Source organism: Alphaproteobacteria bacterium, from assembly GCA_019635875.1.
Classification (GTDB): Bacteria; Pseudomonadota; Alphaproteobacteria; order Reyranellales; family Reyranellaceae; genus JAFAZJ01.
In genome coordinates this window covers 472,837-490,797 of record JAHBYP010000003.1, presented here as the reverse complement: position 1 = coordinate 490,797, position 17,961 = coordinate 472,837, and the positions used below count along the sequence as shown (strand labels likewise).

Below are 17,961 nucleotides of genomic sequence, written 5' to 3'. Positions count from 1 at the left end.
CCCTACCGGGTCGCGAAGATGCTGAGCACCCTGTCGGTCGACATCGACTCCGCGAGCGACGTGCCGGGGACTGTGCTGCGCGACGCGGCCCGCCTCGAGGCGATGCGCGCCTGCGACCTGCTGGACACCGGACCCGAGGCGGCCTTCGAGCGTATCGTCGATTTGGCGATTGCGATGTTCGGCGTGCCGATGGCCGCGGTGTCGGTGATCGATGCCGATCGCGAATGGTTCAAGGCCCGCCGCGGCTTCGACGCCGTCGAGGTGCCGGCGATCGGCTCGTTCGGTGCGCAGACGCTCGGCGACGACGGCACGCTGGTCGCTCTCGACGTGCGGCGCGACCACCGCTTCCGCCGCCATCCGCTGGTCGCCGGCGGACCTCTCGTCCGTTTCTGCGCCGCGGTCGGCGTGCGCGCGCCTGACGGCCGGCCGGTCGGCGCGGTCTGCATCATGGACGAGCGGCCCTGGGCGGCGCTGGCCGCCGACCGGCTCGCCGGCCTGCGGGCACTGGCGCGCCTGGTCGAGGCCGAGCTGACGGCCCGCCAGGCCGCCGAGCGCCACGACGAGCTCAAGCGCCGCTTCAGCGACCTTGCCAAGGTCTCCTCGGACCTCGTCTGGGACACCGATGTCGAGCATCGCTTCGTCAATTTCGACACCGAGATGCCCGGCATGGCGCCGCTGCGCCCCTTCGCGCTGGGCAAGCGGCGCTGGGACTTCAAGCAGTCGGAACCGATCCAGGGGAGCTGGGCCGATCATCTGGCGTTGCTCGAAGCGCGCCAGGAGTTTCGTGGCTTCGAGTACAAGCTGGTGACGTCACTCGGCGAGGCGCGCGAAATGCGCATCTCCGGTCGGCCGGTCTACGATCGGCGCGGGGTGTTCATCGGATATCGCGGAGCCAGCACCGACATTACTCAGCAGCGCGCGCACGAGCGCGAACTCGCGGCCAGCGAGGCGCGCTACCGCAATCTCGTCGACTCCGTCGTCGACGTCGTTTTCTCGACCGACACCGCTGGCCGCTTCACCTATGCCAGCGCCGCCGCGACGCAGGTGCTGGGCGTGAGGGCCGAAACGCTGATCGGCCGGACCTTCGCCTCGATCGTCGACCCCGCCGATCATGCCGTGCTGGGCGCCACTCTGCATGAGGCGCGGCGCGTGCCGGATCGCCTGAACGCCGTCACCGTGCGCGGCGGCGGCTCGCCCGACGCGCTGCGGCACGTCGAAGTGCGCTTCACGGCCAGCGGCGAGCCCGATGCCGCCGGCCACTACGGTTTCTCCGGCATCATCCGCGACGTCGAAGCGCAGATCGTCATGGAGGCGCGCCAGCGCGACGACACCATGAAGCTGCGCTCGATCGTCGAGTCGGCGGGCGCGCTGATCCTGCTGATCGACCGCGATCTCAGGGTGGTGCTGGCCAATCGCACCTTCCTTGCCGCCACCGGCGACCCGGGCCGCGACATCAGCGGCCGCCGGTTCGACGAGGTGGTGTCCTCCAGCTTCGACCGCGGCATCCTCGAGCGCTGGCTGGCGCATGAGGGATCGCAGGACCTGGCACCGGTCGAGTTCGACAGCGTGCTGCCGCGGCCGCAGGCCCGTCGACGCATCGTGCGGGTGACGGCCAGCCCGGTGCAGGACGACATTGGCCGCGTCAACTACATCCTGTTCCTCGGCGTCGACGAGACCGAGCGTCGCGAGGCCGAGCTGCAGCTGCTCGACGCCGCCAAGCTGGCCACCGTCGGCCAGATGGCAACCGGCATGGCGCACGAGATCAACCAGCCGCTCACCGTGCTGCAGTTCGCCGTCGAGGGACTGACCGGCGAGATCGAGGACAATGTCCACCGCGACGAACCGGAAGGCTTCGCCGCCGACACGCTGGGCCGGCTCAGGCGCATGGAGGACCAGATCCGTCGCGCCTCGGGCATCATCCGCTCGCTGCAGGGCTTCGCCCATCGCTCCGACAAGCCGGCCGCCTTCGACGTCGGGCAGGCGATTGTCGGCGCCGTCGGCCTGGTCGACGAGCAGATTCGGCTGGCCGGCATCGATCTGCTGTTTGAGCCGACCGGCGCGCTACCGGCGATCGCCGGGCACGCCAACCGGCTGCAGCAGGTGCTGATCAACCTGATGATCAACGCGCGCGACGCGCTCAACGAGGCGGGCGAGGCCGAGCGCAAGGCGCGCGGCCGCGGCCGCGTCACGCTTCGCGCACGCCACGACGCGGCGCAGGCCCAGGTGATCGTCGAGGTCGCCGACAACGGCAGCGGCATCCCCGAGGCGGTGCTGCCGCGCCTGTTCGAGCCGTTCTTCACCACCAAGCCCAGCGGCAAGGGCACCGGTCTGGGACTGTCGATCAGCTCGGAGATCGTGCGCAAGATGGACGGCACGATCACCGTCGAGAACCAGCCGGGCAGCGGCGCGCTGTTCCGCCTGACCTTTCCCGTCGCAGCCTAGCCTTCGCTCTTCTTCTTCTTCGCGTAGTGGCGATGCGCCTTGGCGCGGTTGCCGCAGCTGCTCATCGTGCACCAGCGGCGCGTGCCGCCGCGGCTGTCGTCGAGGAACAGCCACTGGCACTTGTCGTTGGCGCAGCGGCGCACGCGATCGAGCTTGCCGCTCATCATCAGATCGCCCGCCGACCACAGCACCGAGGCCAGCAGCGCCGGCACGCTGCTCTGCATTCGCGGCAGGGTCCACGCCAGGCCATGCTCGCTGGGTTGCAGCGCGGTGCGGCCGGGCGCCTGCGCCAGCGCCTGGTTGAGCGGCGCCAGAGCCGCGGCGCCGGGCTGACGGCCGGCGGCGACCTCGGCGAAGGCGCCGTGGATGGCCTCGCGGATTGCCACCGACTGGCGCAACGCCTGCGCCGCCTCCTCGGGATGGGCTCGCCAATGCTTGGCCACCGTGGCGACGGTCTCGGGCAGATGCGCGCGGTTCGCCGCGCACCAGGCCAGCAGGTCCTCGGGCGCGTTCAGGGTCTCGGTTGAGGGCTCGCTGCCGCGCCAGAACCGGGTGTTCACGAACTCCAGGCAGAGATCGGGCTTGGCGGCCGGGACGAGGGCTTCGCTCATGTCATCCACATACTAACCATATAGATGGTTGACAAGGTGGGCCCGTCGAAATAGAGAACTAACCTTCAAGAAGGTTAGGAGAGGACAAATGCTGGACCATGTGTCGATCGGCGTGAAGGACATCGCCCGGACCAAGAGGTTCTACGATTCGGTGATGAAGCCGCTGGGGTACAAGTGCCTGAGCGCCGGCGAGGGCTCGCTGGGCTACGGCAAGGAAGGCGTGGTGTTCTGGATCAGCGCCAGCGAGGCGCCGGTGCCGGCAGACATGCGCTCGGGCCTGCATTTCTGCTTCACGGCGCCGGACCGCAAGGCGGTCGACGCTTTCCACGCCGCCGGGCTGAAGAACGGTGGCAAGGACAACGGCAAGCCCGGCCTGCGCGCCGACTACAGCCCGACCTACTACGCGAGCTTCGTCATCGATCCCGACGGCTACCGGGTCGAGGCGTATTACGGTTCGGCGGTTTAAGCGCTGCCATCCCGAGCATCAGCGTGGGATCCAGGCCGGCCGTAGATCCCTCGCTTCGCTCGGGATGACAGAGAATCAGAACCCGACGGCGGCGCCGTCGCGGCGGCTCTCCGAGGCGCCGAGATAGGGGCCGCCATCGGGGAAGCGCCAGATGATCTGGCTCGAGCCGAAATCGTTGCTCGGCCACTGGGTGCGCGTGAGCTTGTGGCCGCGTGCCTCGAGCCCCTGCAGGGTCGCATCGGGCATATGCTCCTCGGTCCAGACGTTGCCGTCCTCGTGGATACGCCAGCGCGGCCCGTCGATCGCCGCCTGCGGGTTCTGGCCGAAATCGACGATGCGCGAGAAGACCTGCATGTGGCCCTGGGGCTGCATGCCGCCGCCCATCAGGCCGAAGGTCGCCACCGGCCTGCCATCCTTGGTGATGAAGGCGGGAATGATGGTGTGGAAGGGCCGCTTGCCCGGGCCGACCATATTCGGGTGCCTGGGATCGAGCACGAAGCCCGAGGCGCGGTTCTGCAGCGCGATGCCGGTACCGGGCACGACCACGCCCGAGCCGAAGCCCGAGTAGTTGGACTGGATCAGCGAGACCATCATGCCGCTTTCGTCGGCGGCGTTGAGGTAGATCGTGCCGCTGAGCTTGGGCACGCCCGGCCCGAATTGCTGCGCCTTCTTCGGGTCGATCAGCCTGGCGCGCGACTTCAGGTAGCCCTTGTCGAGCAGCTGCGCCGAGCTCACCGTCATGTGCGTCGGATCGGCGACGTAGCGATGGATGTCGGCGAAGGCCAGCTTCATCGCCTCGATGCGCAGATGCGCGACCTCCGGCCCGTCGCAATCATGGCCGGCGAGATCGAAATTCTCGAGGATGCCCAGCGCCATGCAGGCGGCGATGCCCTGGCCGTTGGGCGGGATCTCGTGCAGCGACGTGCCGTGATAGGAGATGCCGATGGGATCGACCCAATCGGCCTTGTGCGCCGCGAGATCGGAGACGCGCAGGGTGCCGCCGCACTCGATGGCGAACTTCTCAATCTTCTCGGCGAGCTCGCCCTTGTAATAGGCCTCGCCCTTGCTCTCGGCGATAAGCTTCAGCGTCCTTGCCTGGTCGGGGAACTTCCACAGCTCGCCCGGCCTGGGCGCGCGCCCGTTGGGAATGAACGCTGCAGCCCAGCCCGGCTGGTCCTTCAGGCGGGCGATCTGCCGGTCCCACTGGCGCGCCACCATGTAGGACACGCGATAGCCGTCATGGGCGTAGCGGATCGCCGGCTCGAACAGATCGGCGAAGGGCAGCTTGCCGTACTTCGCGTGCAGGCCGACCCACAGCGAGACGCAGCCCGGCACGCTCACCGAATCCCAGCCGACATCGGGCATCCTGTCCTTGCCGGTGAAACGCTCGGGCGTCATCAGAGCGGGCGCGCGGCCCGAGGCGTTCATGCCCACCAGCTTCTGGCCGTCCCACAGGATGCAGAAGGCGTCGGAGCCGATGCCGTTCATCGTCGGCTCGGTGATGGTGAGCGTGATCGCCGTGGCGATCGCCGCGTCGACCGCGCTGCCGCCCTTGGCCAGCATGCGCAGGCCCGCGGTGGCCGCGAGATGCTGCGAGGTCGCTACGACGTTGCTGGCGAAGACCGGGAGCTTCTTGGACGCGTACGGGAAATCGTAGGAGAAAGACGGCACGGAACGACCTCTGGCGGGCATCGGGCGGCCGCACCCTAACGCCCGTATCCACACGGTGAAAGGGCCGCGCTCGCATCGCTGCCCGTCTATACTGTCGGCGCTCCGGAGGCGGGAGGCATGGATGCCGGCTGAAACCTGGTGGATCGTGGGCTGCGTCGTCGTCGGCGCCATCGGCCTGTGGCTGGTGCTGCGCAGCCGTCGCGCCGAGGTGGTCGGCGGCGACCAGAAGCCCGTGGCGCCGCGTCCGGTGAAGGCACCACAGGCACCGTCCCGGCCGGCGGCGACGACGCTCGCGCCGCTCGATCACCATGTGCGCAAGCTCGCCGCCGAGGGCAACAAGATCGAGGCGATCAAGGCGGTGCGCGAGCACACCGGGCTCGGTCTGAAGGAAGCCAAGGACTATGTCGAGGCGATCCCAAATGTTGTGCCGCTGGCGAATTTCGGCCAGGCCGCGCCGCGCGACGATGGCCCGATGGACGAGGCCATGGTGCGGCGCGCCGCCGGGGACCTGATCGCCAGGGGCAACAAGATCGAGGCGATCAAGCTGATCCGCGAGAACACCGGCTGGGATCTCAAGCGCTCGAAGGAATACGCCGATGCGCTCGAGCAGACTCCGGCGCCCAGCGCGGCGCAGGCGCTGTTCGTCGACGCCAATGTCAGCGAGATCATCGCCGAGTCGCCGATGGTGCGCCGCGCCATCGAGCGCGCCTACGAGAAGGGCATGTCGGAGGCCGACATCACGGCGATGATCGTCCAGCTCACCGGCAAGGACCAGGCGGAGATCGGCGCTCTGGTCGCGCGCATGAGGCCCTCGCAGTCGCCGATCGTGTGAGGTGGGGAGGCGCGCATGGCGGACTGGCTTGATCTGAAGGACAAGGTGGTGGTGATCACGGGCGCCGGCGGCGGCCTGGGCGCTGAGATGGCGCGCGCCTTCGCCGCCGAGGCAGCCTCGACGGTGTTGCTCGAGCGCGACCTGCCGCGCGCCGAGGCGGTGGCCGGCGAGTTGCGGGCAAAGGGTGCGAGATCGCTCGCCATCGGCTGCGACACGTCGGATGCCGCGAGCATCGAGCAGGCGGCGGCCCAGGCGACGAAGGCCCTCGGCCCGGCCAATGCGCTGATCAACACCGCGGCGATCCTGCGGCCGGGCAACCTCGACACGCTGTCGCTGGCCGACTGGAATGCGCAGCTCGCGGTCAACCTCACCGGCTACCTGCTTTGCGCCCAGGTCTTCGGCCGCGCCATGCTGGCGCGCGGCAGCGGTGCGCTGGTGCACGTGACCTCGATCGCCGCCAGCGAACCGCAGCCTTTCAGCGGCGCATACAGCGTCACCAAGGCGGGAGTCGCCATGCTCTCGCGCCAGCTCGCCTATGAGTGGGGTCCGAAAGGCGTGCGCAGCAACGCGCTGGCACCGGGGCTGGTGCGCACGCCGATGTCGGAGGCTTTCTACCGCGCACAAGGCGTCGCCGAACGGCGTGCCGAAATGGTGCCGCTGCGCCGCGTCGCGGCGCCCAGGGACATGGCCGACGTCGCGCTGTTCCTGTGCAGCGAGCGCAGCTCGTACGTCACCGGCCAGGAGTTCGTCGTCGACGGCGGCCTCGCACAGACCCTCATGGGCCTGGTGCCGCGGCCGGGGTTTGGCGGGTAGCGCGGGCAGAATCATCTGTCATCCCGAGCGTAGCGAGGGATCCAGGCTGGCCCTGGATCCCTCGCTACGCTCGGGATGACAGCGTGATGTGATGTCGCGGACTGCTTCAGCGATGGATTACTCCGCGGCCATCGCCGGTGGTGCCGCGGGGCTGCGGAAGAGGGCGAGGAGGTTGGCCTCACGCTCCTTCGCCTTGTGCAGGTTCTTCTCTTTCACGTGGCCGAAGCCGCGGATGGTCTCCGGCAGGCCGGCGATCTGCAGCGCCAGCGCATGGTTGGTCTGGTCGAGCTTGCCCACGATCTCCGACATGGTCTCCATATACTCGCCGATCAGGCGCCGCTCGGTGCGCCGCTCCTCGGTGTAGCCGAAGATGTCGAAGGTAGTGCCGCGCAGGCCCTTCAGCCTGGCCAGCACGCGGAACATGGTGAACACCCACGGCCCGTACTCGCCCTTCTTCAGCTCGCCGGTCACCGGATCGCGGTCGGCCAGCAGCGGCGGCGCGAGATTGAACTTCAGCCTGAAGTCGCCCTCGAACTGCGCGCGCAGCTTCTTCTCGAAATCGCCGTCGGTGTACAGGCGCGCGACTTCGTACTCGTCCTTGTAGGCCATCAGCTTGTAGAGCGCGCGCGCCACCGCCTCGGCGAGACCGGAACGGCCCCTGGCGCGCGCCGTCTCGGCCGATGCCACCTTCTCGACGAAGGCGCGATAGCGCTCGGCGTAGGCGGCGTTCTGGTAGGCGGTCAGCAGTGACACGCGCTTCTTCACTAGCTCGTCGAGCGATTGCGGCGGAAGCTTCTCCTCGCGGATCTGCGGCCGTGCCACGGCCTCGACGGCGGCCGGATCGTGCGCCGCCAGCCTTCCCCAGTCGAAGGTGCGCAGGCTGGTGTCGACGGCGACGCCGTTGAGCTCGATGGCGCGACGCAGCGCCTGCAGGGAAAGCGGAATCAGGCCCTTCTGCCAAGCATACCCCACCATGAACAGGTTGGTGGCGATCGAGTCGCCGAGGATCGCGGTGGCGATGCCCGTGGCATCGACGAACTCCGCGTTCGACGAGCCCGTCGCCTCGCGGATCGAGCGCATCATCGCCTGCTGCTCGAAGTTGATGTCGTTGTCGATGACGAACGAGGCGGTCGGCGCGACATAGCCGTTGATCACCGCGCGCGTCACGCCCTGCTCGATGCGCGACAGCGCCGCCGGCGCGGCGGCCACGACCATGTCGCAGCCCAGCACCAGGTTGGCGCCGCCGGCGGCGATGCGCACGGCGTGCAGGTCGCCGGGCGTTGGCGCCAGGCGCACATGGCTCATCACGGCGCCGTTCTTCTGCGCCAGGCCGGTGAAATCGAGCGAGGTGCAGCCGCGGCCCTCGAGGTGTGCCGCCATGGCGATCAGCTGGCCGACGGTGATCACACCGGTGCCGCCGATGCCGGTGACCAGGATGCCATAGGCCTCGTTGAGCGGCCGCACGGCGGGCATCGGCAGATCGGCGAACGGATCGGCCTGCACCGCATCGGCCGCGGCCTTGCGGTTGCGCCGCAGGCGGCCGCCATGGACGGTGACGAAGCTCGGGCAGAAGCCGTTGACGCAGGAGAAGTCCTTGTTGCAGTTGCTCTGGTCGATCTGGCGCTTGCGGCCCAGCTCGGTCTCCAGCGGCTTCACCGACACGCAGTTGCTCTTCTCCGAGCAGTCGCCGCAGCCCTCGCACACCGAATCGTTGATGAAGGCGCGCTTCTGCGGATCCGGGAAGGTGCCGCGCTTGCGCCGGCGGCGCTTCTCGGCGGCGCAGGTCTGGTCGTAGACCAGCACCGTCAGGCCGGGCGTCTCGCGCAGCTCCTTCTGGATCGCATCGAGCTCGTCGCGGTGGTGGATGGTGACGCCGGGCGCGAAGTCGCTGCCCATCGGATACTTGTCCGGCTCGTCGGTGACGACGACGACGCGCTGCGCGCCCTCGGCCGCGACCTGCCGCGTGATCTGCGGCACGGTGAGCGGCCCGTCATGCGGCTGGCCGCCGGTCATGGCGACGGCGTCGTTGAACAGGATCTTGTAGGTGATGTTGACACCCGCGGCGCCGGCGGCGCGGATCGCCATCAGGCCGGAGTGGTGATAGGTACCGTCGCCCAAATTCTGGAAGATGTGCTTCTCGCTGGTGAACGGCGCTGAGCCGATCCACGGCACGCCTTCGCCGCCCATATGCGTGATCAGCGACGTACGCCGGTGCGGCATCAGCATCGCCATGCCGTGGCAGCCGATGCCGGCCATGGCGCGGCTGCCGTCGGGCACGCGGGTCGAGGTGTTGTGCGGGCAGCCCGAGCAGAAGAACGGCGTGCGCACCGTCTTCGGCGGCGGCGCCTGCAAGAGCTTCTCCTTGGCCTCGACGCGGGCCAGCCGCTGGATGATCTCCGGCCCGCCCTCGCCGCGCACCTTCAGCCGCTCGGCGATCACGCGCGCGACACCCGTCGGTGACAGCTCGCCTTCGGTCGGCTGGATGCGCCGGCCGGTCTCGTCGTACTTGCCGATGATCTTGGGCCGGCGCTCGGCCGGCGTGTTGTAGAGCAGCTTGGTCAGCTGGTCCTCGAGGATCTCTCGCTTCTCCTCGACGACGATCACCTCTTCAAGGCCCTCGGCGAATTCACGCGCACGCACCGGCTCGAGCGGCCAGGTCATGCCGACCTTGTAGAGACGGATGCCGAGCTGCAGCGCCTTGTCCTCGGCGATGCCGAGATCCTCCAGCGCCTGGCGCGTGTCGAGATAGGCCTTGCCGGTGGTCATGATGCCGATGCGCGGCCTGGGCGGATCGAGCACCAGCTTGTCGATGTTGTTGGCGCGCGCGAAGGCCTTCACCGCCTCGAGCTTGAAGAGGTGCAGGCGCTTTTCCTGCTCCATCGGCGGATCGGGGTTGCGGATGTTCAAGCCACCCGGTGGGATCTCGAAGTCTGTCGGAATGACGACCTTCAGGTTGTCGGGATCGATGTCGACCGAGGCACCGCTCTCGACCGTCTCGGAGATCGCCTTGAAGCCGATCCAGCAGCCGGAGTAGCGCGACATCGCGAAGCCGAGCAGGCCGAAATCGATGTACTCCTGCACCGTCGCCGGGTTCAGCACCGGCACCAGCGCGGCCTGGAAGACCTGCTCGGACTGATGCGGCAGGGTCGAGGACTGGCAGCCATGGTCGTCGCCGGCCAGCACCAGCACGCCGCCGTTGGGCGAGCTGCCGGCCGCGTTGCCATGCTTGATCGGGTCCATCGAGCGGTCGACGCCGGGGCCCTTGCCGTACCAGATGGCGAAGACGCCATCGACCGTGGCGCCCTGGAACAGGTTGACCTGCTGCGTGCCCCAGACGGCGGTGGCGGCGAGGTCCTCGTTCAGCCCTGGCTTGAAGTGGATGTTGTTGCTGGCGAGGAACTTCTTCGCGCTCCACAGCGCGTTGTCGTACATGCCCAGCGGCGAGCCGCGGTAGCCCGAGATGAAGCCGCCGGTGTTCAGCCCGGCCGCCTGGTCGCGCTGGCGCTGCATCATCGGCAGGCGCACCAGCGCCTGGATGCCGGTGAGGTACACGCGGCCGCGCTCGCGGATATAGCGATCTTCCAGCGTGTAATTGTCGAGCGTCAGGTCGGCGATCTTCGCTGGCGCGTTCATGCTGGCGTTTCCTTACGCATGTTCGGTTTGCTGAACGGCAGTTTATAGGAACTGAGGGGGGCCGCCAGAGCGGTATCGCAGACCTCATTCCTTCCCCCGGAGGGGGAAAGATGCCCGCAGGGCGGATGGGGGATGTCGAATACGGACTCCTGCGTTCGTCTTCGACGTGCCGTCCGGGCATGCCTAGGTGGCCAATAGCTCCTTTGTCCACCGCGCGAAGGCCTCGAAGATCTCTTCCAATGCGTCCGAATTGGTGCGTCCCGAGCGGACCAGCACGCCGAAGGAATGATCCGCTCCGGCAATCCTGTGCACCGTGGCGTGTGCGCCAAGCCGCCGGGTCACCGAGCGAAGCAGGCGCATGTCCGCCAAGGCGTCCCGATCTCCCTGAATGAACAGCAACGGAAGCTGCACCTCGGCCAGATGCGCGGCGCGCTCCTTGGACGGCTTGTTCGGGAGGTGAAGCGGAAAGCCAAGGAAAGCGAGGCCGCGAACCTTCGGCAGGGCTTCGCGTGCCTGTGCCTGCGACGTCATGCGACCGCCGAAGGACTTCCCACCCGCAATCAGTGGCAGGCGAGGAGCCAGCGTGGCAGCTCGGCGTACGGCGGCCGCGACCGTTGCCTGGGCGAGAGCCGGTCCATCGGGCCGGCGCGAACCGCTCTCCATGTAGGGAAACTGGTAGCGCAGCGTGGCGATCTTGCGGGCGGCCAATCCCTGGGAAACGGCTTCCATGAATGGATGCGACATGCCCGCACCGGCGCCGTGCGCGAAGACGTAGCAAGCGATCGCGCCGCGTGGCGCGAGGTAGATCGCCGAGACGGTGTGGCCGGCATCGACAGCAATCTTCAGTCGGCGCCTGATGCGGGTCACGCCGCCGCCTGCGCCGCCGTCGGGCCGTCGCCGGCCAGCGTGGTTCGGCGCATGTCGCGCGGCTCGTGCGCCGGGAAGGGCCGGGCACGATGCATGGTCTGGCGATTGTCCCACATCACCAGGTCACCGACCCGCCAAGTGTGCGTGTAGACGAACTCACGCTGCGTGGCGTGCTCGACCAGGTCGCGCAGGAAGGCGCGTGCCTCGGGTATCGGCCATCCGACGATGCCGCCGGCATGGCTCGACAGATAGAGCGACTTTCGGCCTGTGACCGGGTGGATGCGAACCATGCACTGCCGGACAGGCCGGAAACGCTGGCGCTCTTCATCGGTGAAATCGAAGAAGCCGATCTGCTGGCGTGAGAACATCTGACTGTGCTCGCAGACCATGCCCTCGACCTGGACCTTGGTCTCCTCGTCCAGCGCATCGTAAGCGGCTCGCATATCGGCGAACTGTGTGTTGCCGCCCTTTGACGGGACGCTGATGGCGTGCAGAAGCGAATACTTCGCCGGCACGACCTTGAACGAACTGTCGGAATGCCACAGCCGGTTGCCGATGCCGAACAGGCGGCGGCGGTCATCGCGCGCGAACGGCGCGTTGTCCTTGTCGAGGTTGGAGACGTCGGCGAAGGTCGTCGGCAGCCGGTAGTCGCCGGCCGCCCGCAGGCTTGTGCCGATGGCGTGCTCGATTTCGCCAAGGCTGCGGGTGAAGGCGAGTTGCTGGGCGTCATCGATCTTCTGATCGTGAAACACCAGCACGGCGAACTTGTCCATGCCGGCGTGGATCGCCGCGACGTCGTCGTTTGACAACGGGTTCCGCATGTCGAGGCCTTGAACTTCACCTGCGAAGCAGGGGCCGATCTCGCGGATGGTGATGGTCATCGCGGCCCTACCTCCCTCACACCGGCTTGTCGCCGCAGATCTGGATACGGCGCATCAGGCGGTGGAACGGTCCGGTATCGCCCAGCGCGATGTGCTTGGTGCTGCGGTTGTCCCAGAAGGCGATGGAGCCCTTCTGCCAGCGATAGCGGAAGGTGAATTCCGGCCGGTTGCCGTGCTCCATCAGGAAATCGAGCAGAGGCTTGCTCTCGGCCTCGGTCATGCCGTCGAAGCCCACGGTGTAGGACTTGTTGACGAACAGCATCTTGCGGCCGGTCTCGGGATGGGTGCGCACCACCGGGTGGATGCTGCGAGTCTCGCGCCAGTCCGCGCCGTCGCGATGCTTGGTCGAGCGGCCCTTGTTCTTGCCGGCCTGCGGGCCCGCCACCATGATGTCGCTGTGCACGGCGCGCAGCCCGGTGAGCATCCCCTTCATGCCGTCCGACAGGGTCTCGTAGGCGAGGTACTGGTTGGCGAACATCGTGTCGCCGCCGTAGTCGGGAATGTCGATGCCGTAGAGGATGGCACCCATCGGCGGCTCGGCGCACATGGTCGTGTCGGCATGCCAATCCTCGCCGACATAGCCCGTGTCGCCCGGCTGGCGGCGAACCATGACGATCTCGGGATCGTCGCCCATGCCGACATAGTTGGGATGGATGAAGATCTCGCCGAAGCGGCGGGCGAAGGCCTTGTGCCGGGCGACGTCGAGCTCCTGGTCGCGGAAGAACACCACGCAGTGCTCGTTCAACGCGTCGCGGATCTCGCCGATGGTCTCGTCGTCGAGATCCCGCGCGACGTCGACGCCGGAGATTTCCGCGCCGCCGGCGCCGGAAAGCAGACGAACCTCGAGACGCCTGTTGCGCATGGCATCGCTCCGTCGCGTTTCCGCGACGTTACGGCCAATCTCGCTGCAATTCCATCCGTTCGTCTTCAACAGCTGCGGGCGATCGAGCGGCCTGTTCCGGCGACCATCCGCCGCGCCACCGGAGCAGCGCGCCCCAGTCAGGACGACCGCCGTAGGATCGCAGATTTGTCCTCTGCCAGCGGCAACGAACGGCCGTAGACGACACGCGTAGGGGTGGAAATAGGGGCAGGCACGGGTCGCGCGTAGAATGGGTCCAACCGAAACCCGGAGACCGACCATGTCAGACAAGCCCCTCGCGAACCGCCATGACTACTCCGTCCAGGCGTTCCTCGCGGGCGGAGGAGGGTGGTCAGGTGGATCGCGCCGGGATCGTCGGGCCGAAGGCTCGAGACCATAGAAAGAAAGAGCAATGCTGGCCCAAGCGGGAACGATGCGGCGCGTGCGGCGCGTGCGGCGCGGGCCGAAGCGCCGCACCCCATGGCAAACCATGGCAATCGGCGACAGCGCGGCGATGTCAGCGGAATGCCTTCACCAGGCCGGCGAGCAGGTCCTCGATCACGGCATCGATGACGCGCTCGCCCTTGTAGGCGGTCGCGCGGCTGGCGTCGCCGGTGGCGCCGCTGGGCGCGAACTCATCGGCACTGCAACCCATAGCATCCGGCGACAGGCGTACCGGGCGTGCGAAGCCGGCGGGCAGGGCGACGCCGGCCATGCCGCGCTCGGCGTTGGCCGCGGCGTCGGGCAGCCTGTCCATGCGCACGCTGCGGCCGTCGATCGCCAGCATCACCGAGGTCTCGCGCTCGTCGGCGTGGCCACCCTCGCGCACCTCGATCCACTTGTCGGCGTCGCGGCCGAGGAAGCGCAGATGAGCCGCGACCACGCGCACGCCGGCGGCGCCGTGGATCTCGCCCAGCAAGGCGTTGATCGGCGCCTCGGTCGAAACGCCGGTGTTGAGCAGCAGCAGGCGATGTGCGCCCTGGGCGATGAAACCCTCGATCAGCTCGCGCAGCAGGGCGCTGAAGGTCGCGGCCGAGAGGTGCTGGCTGCCGGCGTAGCGGGTGAAGGCCGGGTAGTAGCCGAAAGGCACCAGTGGGGCGATCAGGGTCGGCAGGCCGGCCTGGCGCGCGCGGCGCGCCAGGCGCTCGGCATAGGCCCGGGCGGTGGTGGCGTCGGTCCGCAGGGGCAAATGCGGGCCGTGCTCCTTGGCGGCGGCGCCGATCGGCAGGATCAGCACATCGCCGGCCTCGAACCGGGTCTTCGCCTCGAGCCAGGTGAGATCTTCGAGCCACAGGGGAAGGTCCATGCGGCGAACCTAGCACGCGGGCTGTTGCGCCATCGACCGTGCCTAGGCCCGGCCCATCACCAGGATCCGGCGGATCCAGGCCAGCGGCGCGCTGTCGTCGACCGTGACGCCGTCGGCGGTCAGCGCGACGCCGAGATCGCGCCACAGCGCGGGCAGGTCGACCTCGACGGACTTGCCGAGATGACGCTCCAGCATCGTCGCCATGACCGGCGTGCCCAGCGCCGCATCGCAGCGTTGCGCGAAGGTCGCGAGCGGCCAGCGCTCGGCCGGCGCCATGTCGCCGCCGGCGCGCAGCGCGCCGCGCAGGCAGTGCTCGAGTCCCTTGGCGCCCGACGTGGTGCGGCGGATCTCGATGTCGCTCAGCAGCATGAACAGCCCGCCGCCCCAGTAGGGCGAGCCGCCCGACAGGCCGCTGCGCAGGGCGCCGAGGCCGCGCGGCATCTGCTCGATCCATTCGCGCCAGACCTCGGCCTCGGGCTTGAAGCCGGCCCGGGCGCGGATCACCGGCTCGACGTAAGTCGCCGCGCCTTCCATGAACCAGTTGGCGCGGCCGGTGATCATCGGCATGCCGGTGTGCACGAACTCATGCGGCAGGATCCAGTCGTCCCACAGATCCGCAAGCGTGGCGCGCGCGCCGACCTGCAGCATCACCGACACGCCGCCGCCGGGCACGACGCGGCCGAACACCACGCGCGGACGGCCCGGCACCGGCACCACGGCGAGCAGCACGCGGCCTGTGGTGAAGCCCTGCCAGTATTCGACGTGCGCCATGGCGATCTTGCGGATCCAGTCGAGCAACTCGGGCCGGCTCACCGCCAGCGCGCCGTCGAGCCGGGCGATGTCGAGCGTGGCGGCGCCGTCGCCCGCCGCCGGCAGCGTCATGCGCTCGCGGTCGAAGCGGCCGATCACGCCGTAGCCGGCGAAGCGCACGGTGGTGCCCTGCAGCCGCCAGCCGCCATCGACCGGCGGCAGCGCCAGCGCGGCCTGCAGGCCGGGCGGCGCGGCGATGCGGATATCGATCACCGGCACCGCCCCCGAGGGCAGCCGCGGCTCGAGCAGCCAGGTCGAGAGGATGGCCAGCGCCGCGCCGCCGCGCTCCACGGCCGCGGTGATCCGATCGACGTCGCGCGCGTAGGCGCCGAGGTCGAAGGCATAGCGCAGCGTCGCGCTGCCGCCGCGCGCCGGCACGCTCCACGCGCCGCCGCTGCCGTCGATCGCCGCGTCGCTGCCGTCGCGCGCCTCGCGCAGGTGCGCGCCCGTCGTCGCGCTGCCGGCGACGAAGTGGACCGTGCCGTCGGCGCGGCAGGCGATGGCGACGGCCAGCGACGGGGCGCGCTCAGGGCCGCGATCCTCGAGGCGCACATCGGCGACGCAGTCGGGAGCGGACGCGGCGACGGCCGGCACGAGCCCCAGCATCAGCCCAAAGCACCATCGCCACATCGAACGCATGGCGCGACGCTAGCGGTGCCGCGCGCCGCGAGCCAGCGCCGGCCCTGCGACTCACGCCGTTGTGAGCCGCCGCGAGCCTGCTATCGTCGCGCCCGTGCTTCGTCCGCTCGTCCGTCTGCTGACCCTGCTCGCCGAGCGGGCCACGCTCTTCCTGCCGATGGCGCTGCTGCTGGGCCTGTTCCTGCAGGACCTCGCCGCGACGCTCAAGCCGCTGGTGATGCCGCTGGCCGTGGTGCTGCTGGGCATCGCCATGGCGCGCACCGACTGGCCGGCCTTCGCCGCCGTGCTGCGCCGGCCCTGGCTCGGGCTGGCGACGCTCTTCGCCGCGATGTTCGTCGTGCCGCTGCTCGCTGCGCCGCTGCTGCATCTCATGCCGATCCCGGAGGGGCTGGCCCTGGCGTTGGCGCTGATGGCCTGCCTGCCGCCGCTGACCTCGATGGCGGCGATGGCCGGCTTCCTCGGGCTGGATCGCGCGCAGGCGCTGTTCGCGGTGCTGGTCGGCACGGCGCTGGCGCCGCTCACCATCCCGCCGCTGGCGCTGGCCCTGTTCGGGCTCGATCTCAAGATCGGCTTCCTCGCCTTCACGGCGCGGCTGGCCGGCGTGGTCGCCTCGGGCTTCGTCCTGGCCCTGGTGCTGCGCCGGCTGAGTCGCGGCCGCGAGGCGCAGGCGGCGCCGCTGATCGACGGCTCCCTGGTCGTCACCCTGCTGGTCTTCGCCATCCCGATCATGGACGGTGTCACCGCGCGCATCCTCGCCGAGCCGTGGCGCACCGGCGGCTTCGTGCTGTGGTCGTTCATCGCCACCTTTGCCTATATCGCGATGGTCACGCTGGCGTTCTGGCCGCTGGTCGGCCGGCAACTCGCCTGCACGGCGGGCTACGCGGCGGGCAGCCGCAACAACGCGCTCCTTCTGGCGGCGCTGCCCGCGTCGGTCGATCCCGACTACTTCCTGTTCATCGCCGCGGTGCAGTTTCCGATCTACCTGATCCCGACCCTGACCCAGCCGATCTACCGCCGGCTGCTGCACGCGCAGCCGGGCTGAGCCTTGCGAGCGCCCCGCACGGCGTGCCACGATCCATCAGGCTTTCTCATGGGAGACGGACAATGAGAGTCGGGTTGAAACTGGCGCTGGCCGGCGCCTTCGCCGCGATGGCGTCGACGGCCGCGGCGCAGACGAAATGGGACCTGCCGGCGGCCTATCCGGCGACCAACTTCCACACCGTGAACATGCAGAAATTCGCCGACGCGGTGAAAGAGCGCACCGGCGGCAAGCTCCTGATCACGATCCATCCCGGCGGCGCGCTGTTCAAGGCGCCCGACATCAAGCGCGCCGTGCAGACCGGCCAGGCGCAGATCGGCGAGATCCTGATCTCGAACTTCGAGAACGAGGATCCGGTCTTCGGTCTCGACGTCGTGCCCTTCCTCGCCACCAGCTTCGCCGACGCCAGGAAGCTGTGGGCGGCGCAGAAGCCGGTGCTCGAGAAGAAGCTGGCCTCGCAGGGCATGATCGCGCTGTTCTCGGTGCCGTGGCCGCCGCAGGGCCTCTACGCCAAGAAGGAGATCAGCCAGCTATCCGACATGAAGGGCCTGAAGTTCCGCGCCTACAACCGCGGCACCTCGCGCATCGCCGAGCTGACCGGGGCGCAGCCGATCACCATCCAGGCCGCCGAGCTCAGCCAGGCGCTGGCAACCGGCAAGGCCGACTCCTTCATCTCCTCGGGCGCGACTGGCGTCGATGCCAAGGTGTGGGAGCAGCTGACGCATTTCTACGACACGCAGGCCTGGCTGCCGAAGGATCTGGTGCTGGTCAACAAGGCGGCCTTCGACAAGCTCGATGAGGCGACGCGCAAGATCGTGCTGGAGGAGGCCGCCAAGGCCGAGGCCATGGGCTGGGCCGAGAGCGAGCGGCTGGCCAAAGGCTTCCTCGAGACCCTGGCCAAGAACGGCATGAAGGTGGCACCACCCTCGGCCAAGCTGGCCGCCGAGTACAAGGAGCTCGGCCAGAAGCTGACCGAGGAATGGCTGGCCAAGGCCGGCGCCGACGGCAAGGCACTGGTCGACGCCTATCGCAAGATGTGACGTGACGCCGCGCTGGCGGCATTTCGCGGGGCCGGCCCACGTGGCCGGCCCT

13 protein-coding genes and 1 pseudogene are annotated in these 17,961 nt (G+C 68.9%); 6 read left to right on the top strand and 8 right to left on the bottom strand.

The window, feature by feature from the left end:
* Nucleotides 1-18 precede the first annotated feature (18 nt).
* A complete protein-coding gene (locus KF889_13585; protein ID MBX3500475.1) occupies nucleotides 19-2,442 on the top strand; it encodes a PAS domain S-box protein in 2,424 nt (807 codons plus the stop codon).
* Here the strand turns inward: KF889_13585 and KF889_13580 are convergent.
* A complete protein-coding gene (locus KF889_13580) occupies nucleotides 2,439-3,053 on the bottom strand; it encodes an ABATE domain-containing protein (protein MBX3500474.1) in 615 nt (204 codons plus the stop codon). The two genes, KF889_13585 and KF889_13580, sit on opposite strands and share 4 nt — an antisense overlap.
* An 88-nt stretch (nucleotides 3,054-3,141) precedes the next feature.
* Here KF889_13580 and KF889_13575 point away from each other — a divergent pair, with 88 nt between their 5' ends.
* Nucleotides 3,142-3,519, top strand: a complete 378-nt coding sequence (locus KF889_13575) for a VOC family protein (protein MBX3500473.1) — start codon at nucleotides 3,142-3,144, stop codon at nucleotides 3,517-3,519.
* A gap of 75 nt (nucleotides 3,520-3,594) precedes the next feature.
* Here the strand turns inward: KF889_13575 and KF889_13570 are convergent, their stop codons facing one another.
* Nucleotides 3,595-5,211 carry a gamma-glutamyltransferase family protein gene (locus KF889_13570; GenBank protein ID MBX3500472.1) on the bottom strand — a complete coding sequence of 539 codons (1,617 nt, stop codon included), beginning with the start codon at nucleotides 5,209-5,211 and terminating at the stop codon, nucleotides 3,595-3,597.
* Between the two features lie 100 nt (nucleotides 5,212-5,311).
* On the opposite strand from KF889_13570, the pseudogene KF889_13565 reads away from it, so the two are divergent.
* Together KF889_13565 and KF889_13560 are read left to right on the top strand one after the other, a co-directional pair.
* Nucleotides 5,312-5,608 (top strand): annotated as a pseudogene (locus KF889_13565) (ribosomal protein L7/L12).
* A gap of 429 nt (nucleotides 5,609-6,037) precedes the next feature.
* The gene (locus tag KF889_13560; protein MBX3500471.1) at nucleotides 6,038-6,835 is read left to right on the top strand and encodes an SDR family oxidoreductase; all 798 of its coding nucleotides are present in this window, start codon (nucleotides 6,038-6,040) and stop codon (nucleotides 6,833-6,835) included.
* A 117-nt stretch (nucleotides 6,836-6,952) separates the two neighbouring features.
* On the opposite strand, the gene KF889_13555 is transcribed toward KF889_13560, so the two are convergent.
* The 6 genes from KF889_13555 to KF889_13530 form a co-directional block, all read right to left on the bottom strand.
* Nucleotides 6,953-10,468 (bottom strand): indolepyruvate ferredoxin oxidoreductase family protein, encoded by a 3,516-nt coding sequence (locus tag KF889_13555; GenBank protein ID MBX3500470.1) that lies wholly within the window; start codon nucleotides 10,466-10,468, stop codon nucleotides 6,953-6,955.
* Between the two features lie 183 nt (nucleotides 10,469-10,651).
* Nucleotides 10,652-11,212, bottom strand: a complete 561-nt coding sequence (locus tag KF889_13550) for a dienelactone hydrolase family protein (protein ID MBX3500469.1) — start codon at nucleotides 11,210-11,212, stop codon at nucleotides 10,652-10,654.
* A gap of 119 nt (nucleotides 11,213-11,331) precedes the next feature.
* Entirely contained in the window at nucleotides 11,332-12,216 is an 885-nt protein-coding gene (locus KF889_13545) for a TauD/TfdA family dioxygenase (protein MBX3500468.1), read from the bottom strand.
* Nucleotides 12,217-12,232: 16 nt separating this feature from the next.
* The gene (locus KF889_13540; GenBank protein MBX3500467.1) at nucleotides 12,233-13,078 is read right to left on the bottom strand and encodes a TauD/TfdA family dioxygenase; all 846 of its coding nucleotides are present in this window, start codon (nucleotides 13,076-13,078) and stop codon (nucleotides 12,233-12,235) included.
* A gap of 514 nt (nucleotides 13,079-13,592) precedes the next feature.
* Entirely contained in the window at nucleotides 13,593-14,381 is a 789-nt protein-coding gene (locus tag KF889_13535) for a creatininase family protein (GenBank protein ID MBX3500466.1), read from the bottom strand.
* Between the two features lie 42 nt (nucleotides 14,382-14,423).
* Nucleotides 14,424-15,830 carry a hypothetical protein gene (locus tag KF889_13530; protein MBX3500465.1) on the bottom strand — a complete coding sequence of 469 codons (1,407 nt, stop codon included), beginning with the start codon at nucleotides 15,828-15,830 and terminating at the stop codon, nucleotides 14,424-14,426.
* Between the two features lie 94 nt (nucleotides 15,831-15,924).
* Here KF889_13530 and KF889_13525 point away from each other — a divergent pair, with 94 nt between their 5' ends.
* Together KF889_13525 and KF889_13520 are read left to right on the top strand one after the other, a co-directional pair.
* On the top strand, nucleotides 15,925-16,872 hold the full coding sequence (locus KF889_13525; protein MBX3500464.1) for a hypothetical protein: 948 nt from the start codon (nucleotides 15,925-15,927) through the stop codon (nucleotides 16,870-16,872).
* Nucleotides 16,873-16,934: 62 nt separating this feature from the next.
* The gene (locus KF889_13520) at nucleotides 16,935-17,909 is read left to right on the top strand and encodes a TRAP transporter substrate-binding protein (GenBank protein MBX3500463.1); all 975 of its coding nucleotides are present in this window, start codon (nucleotides 16,935-16,937) and stop codon (nucleotides 17,907-17,909) included.
* Nucleotides 17,910-17,961 lie beyond the last annotated feature (52 nt).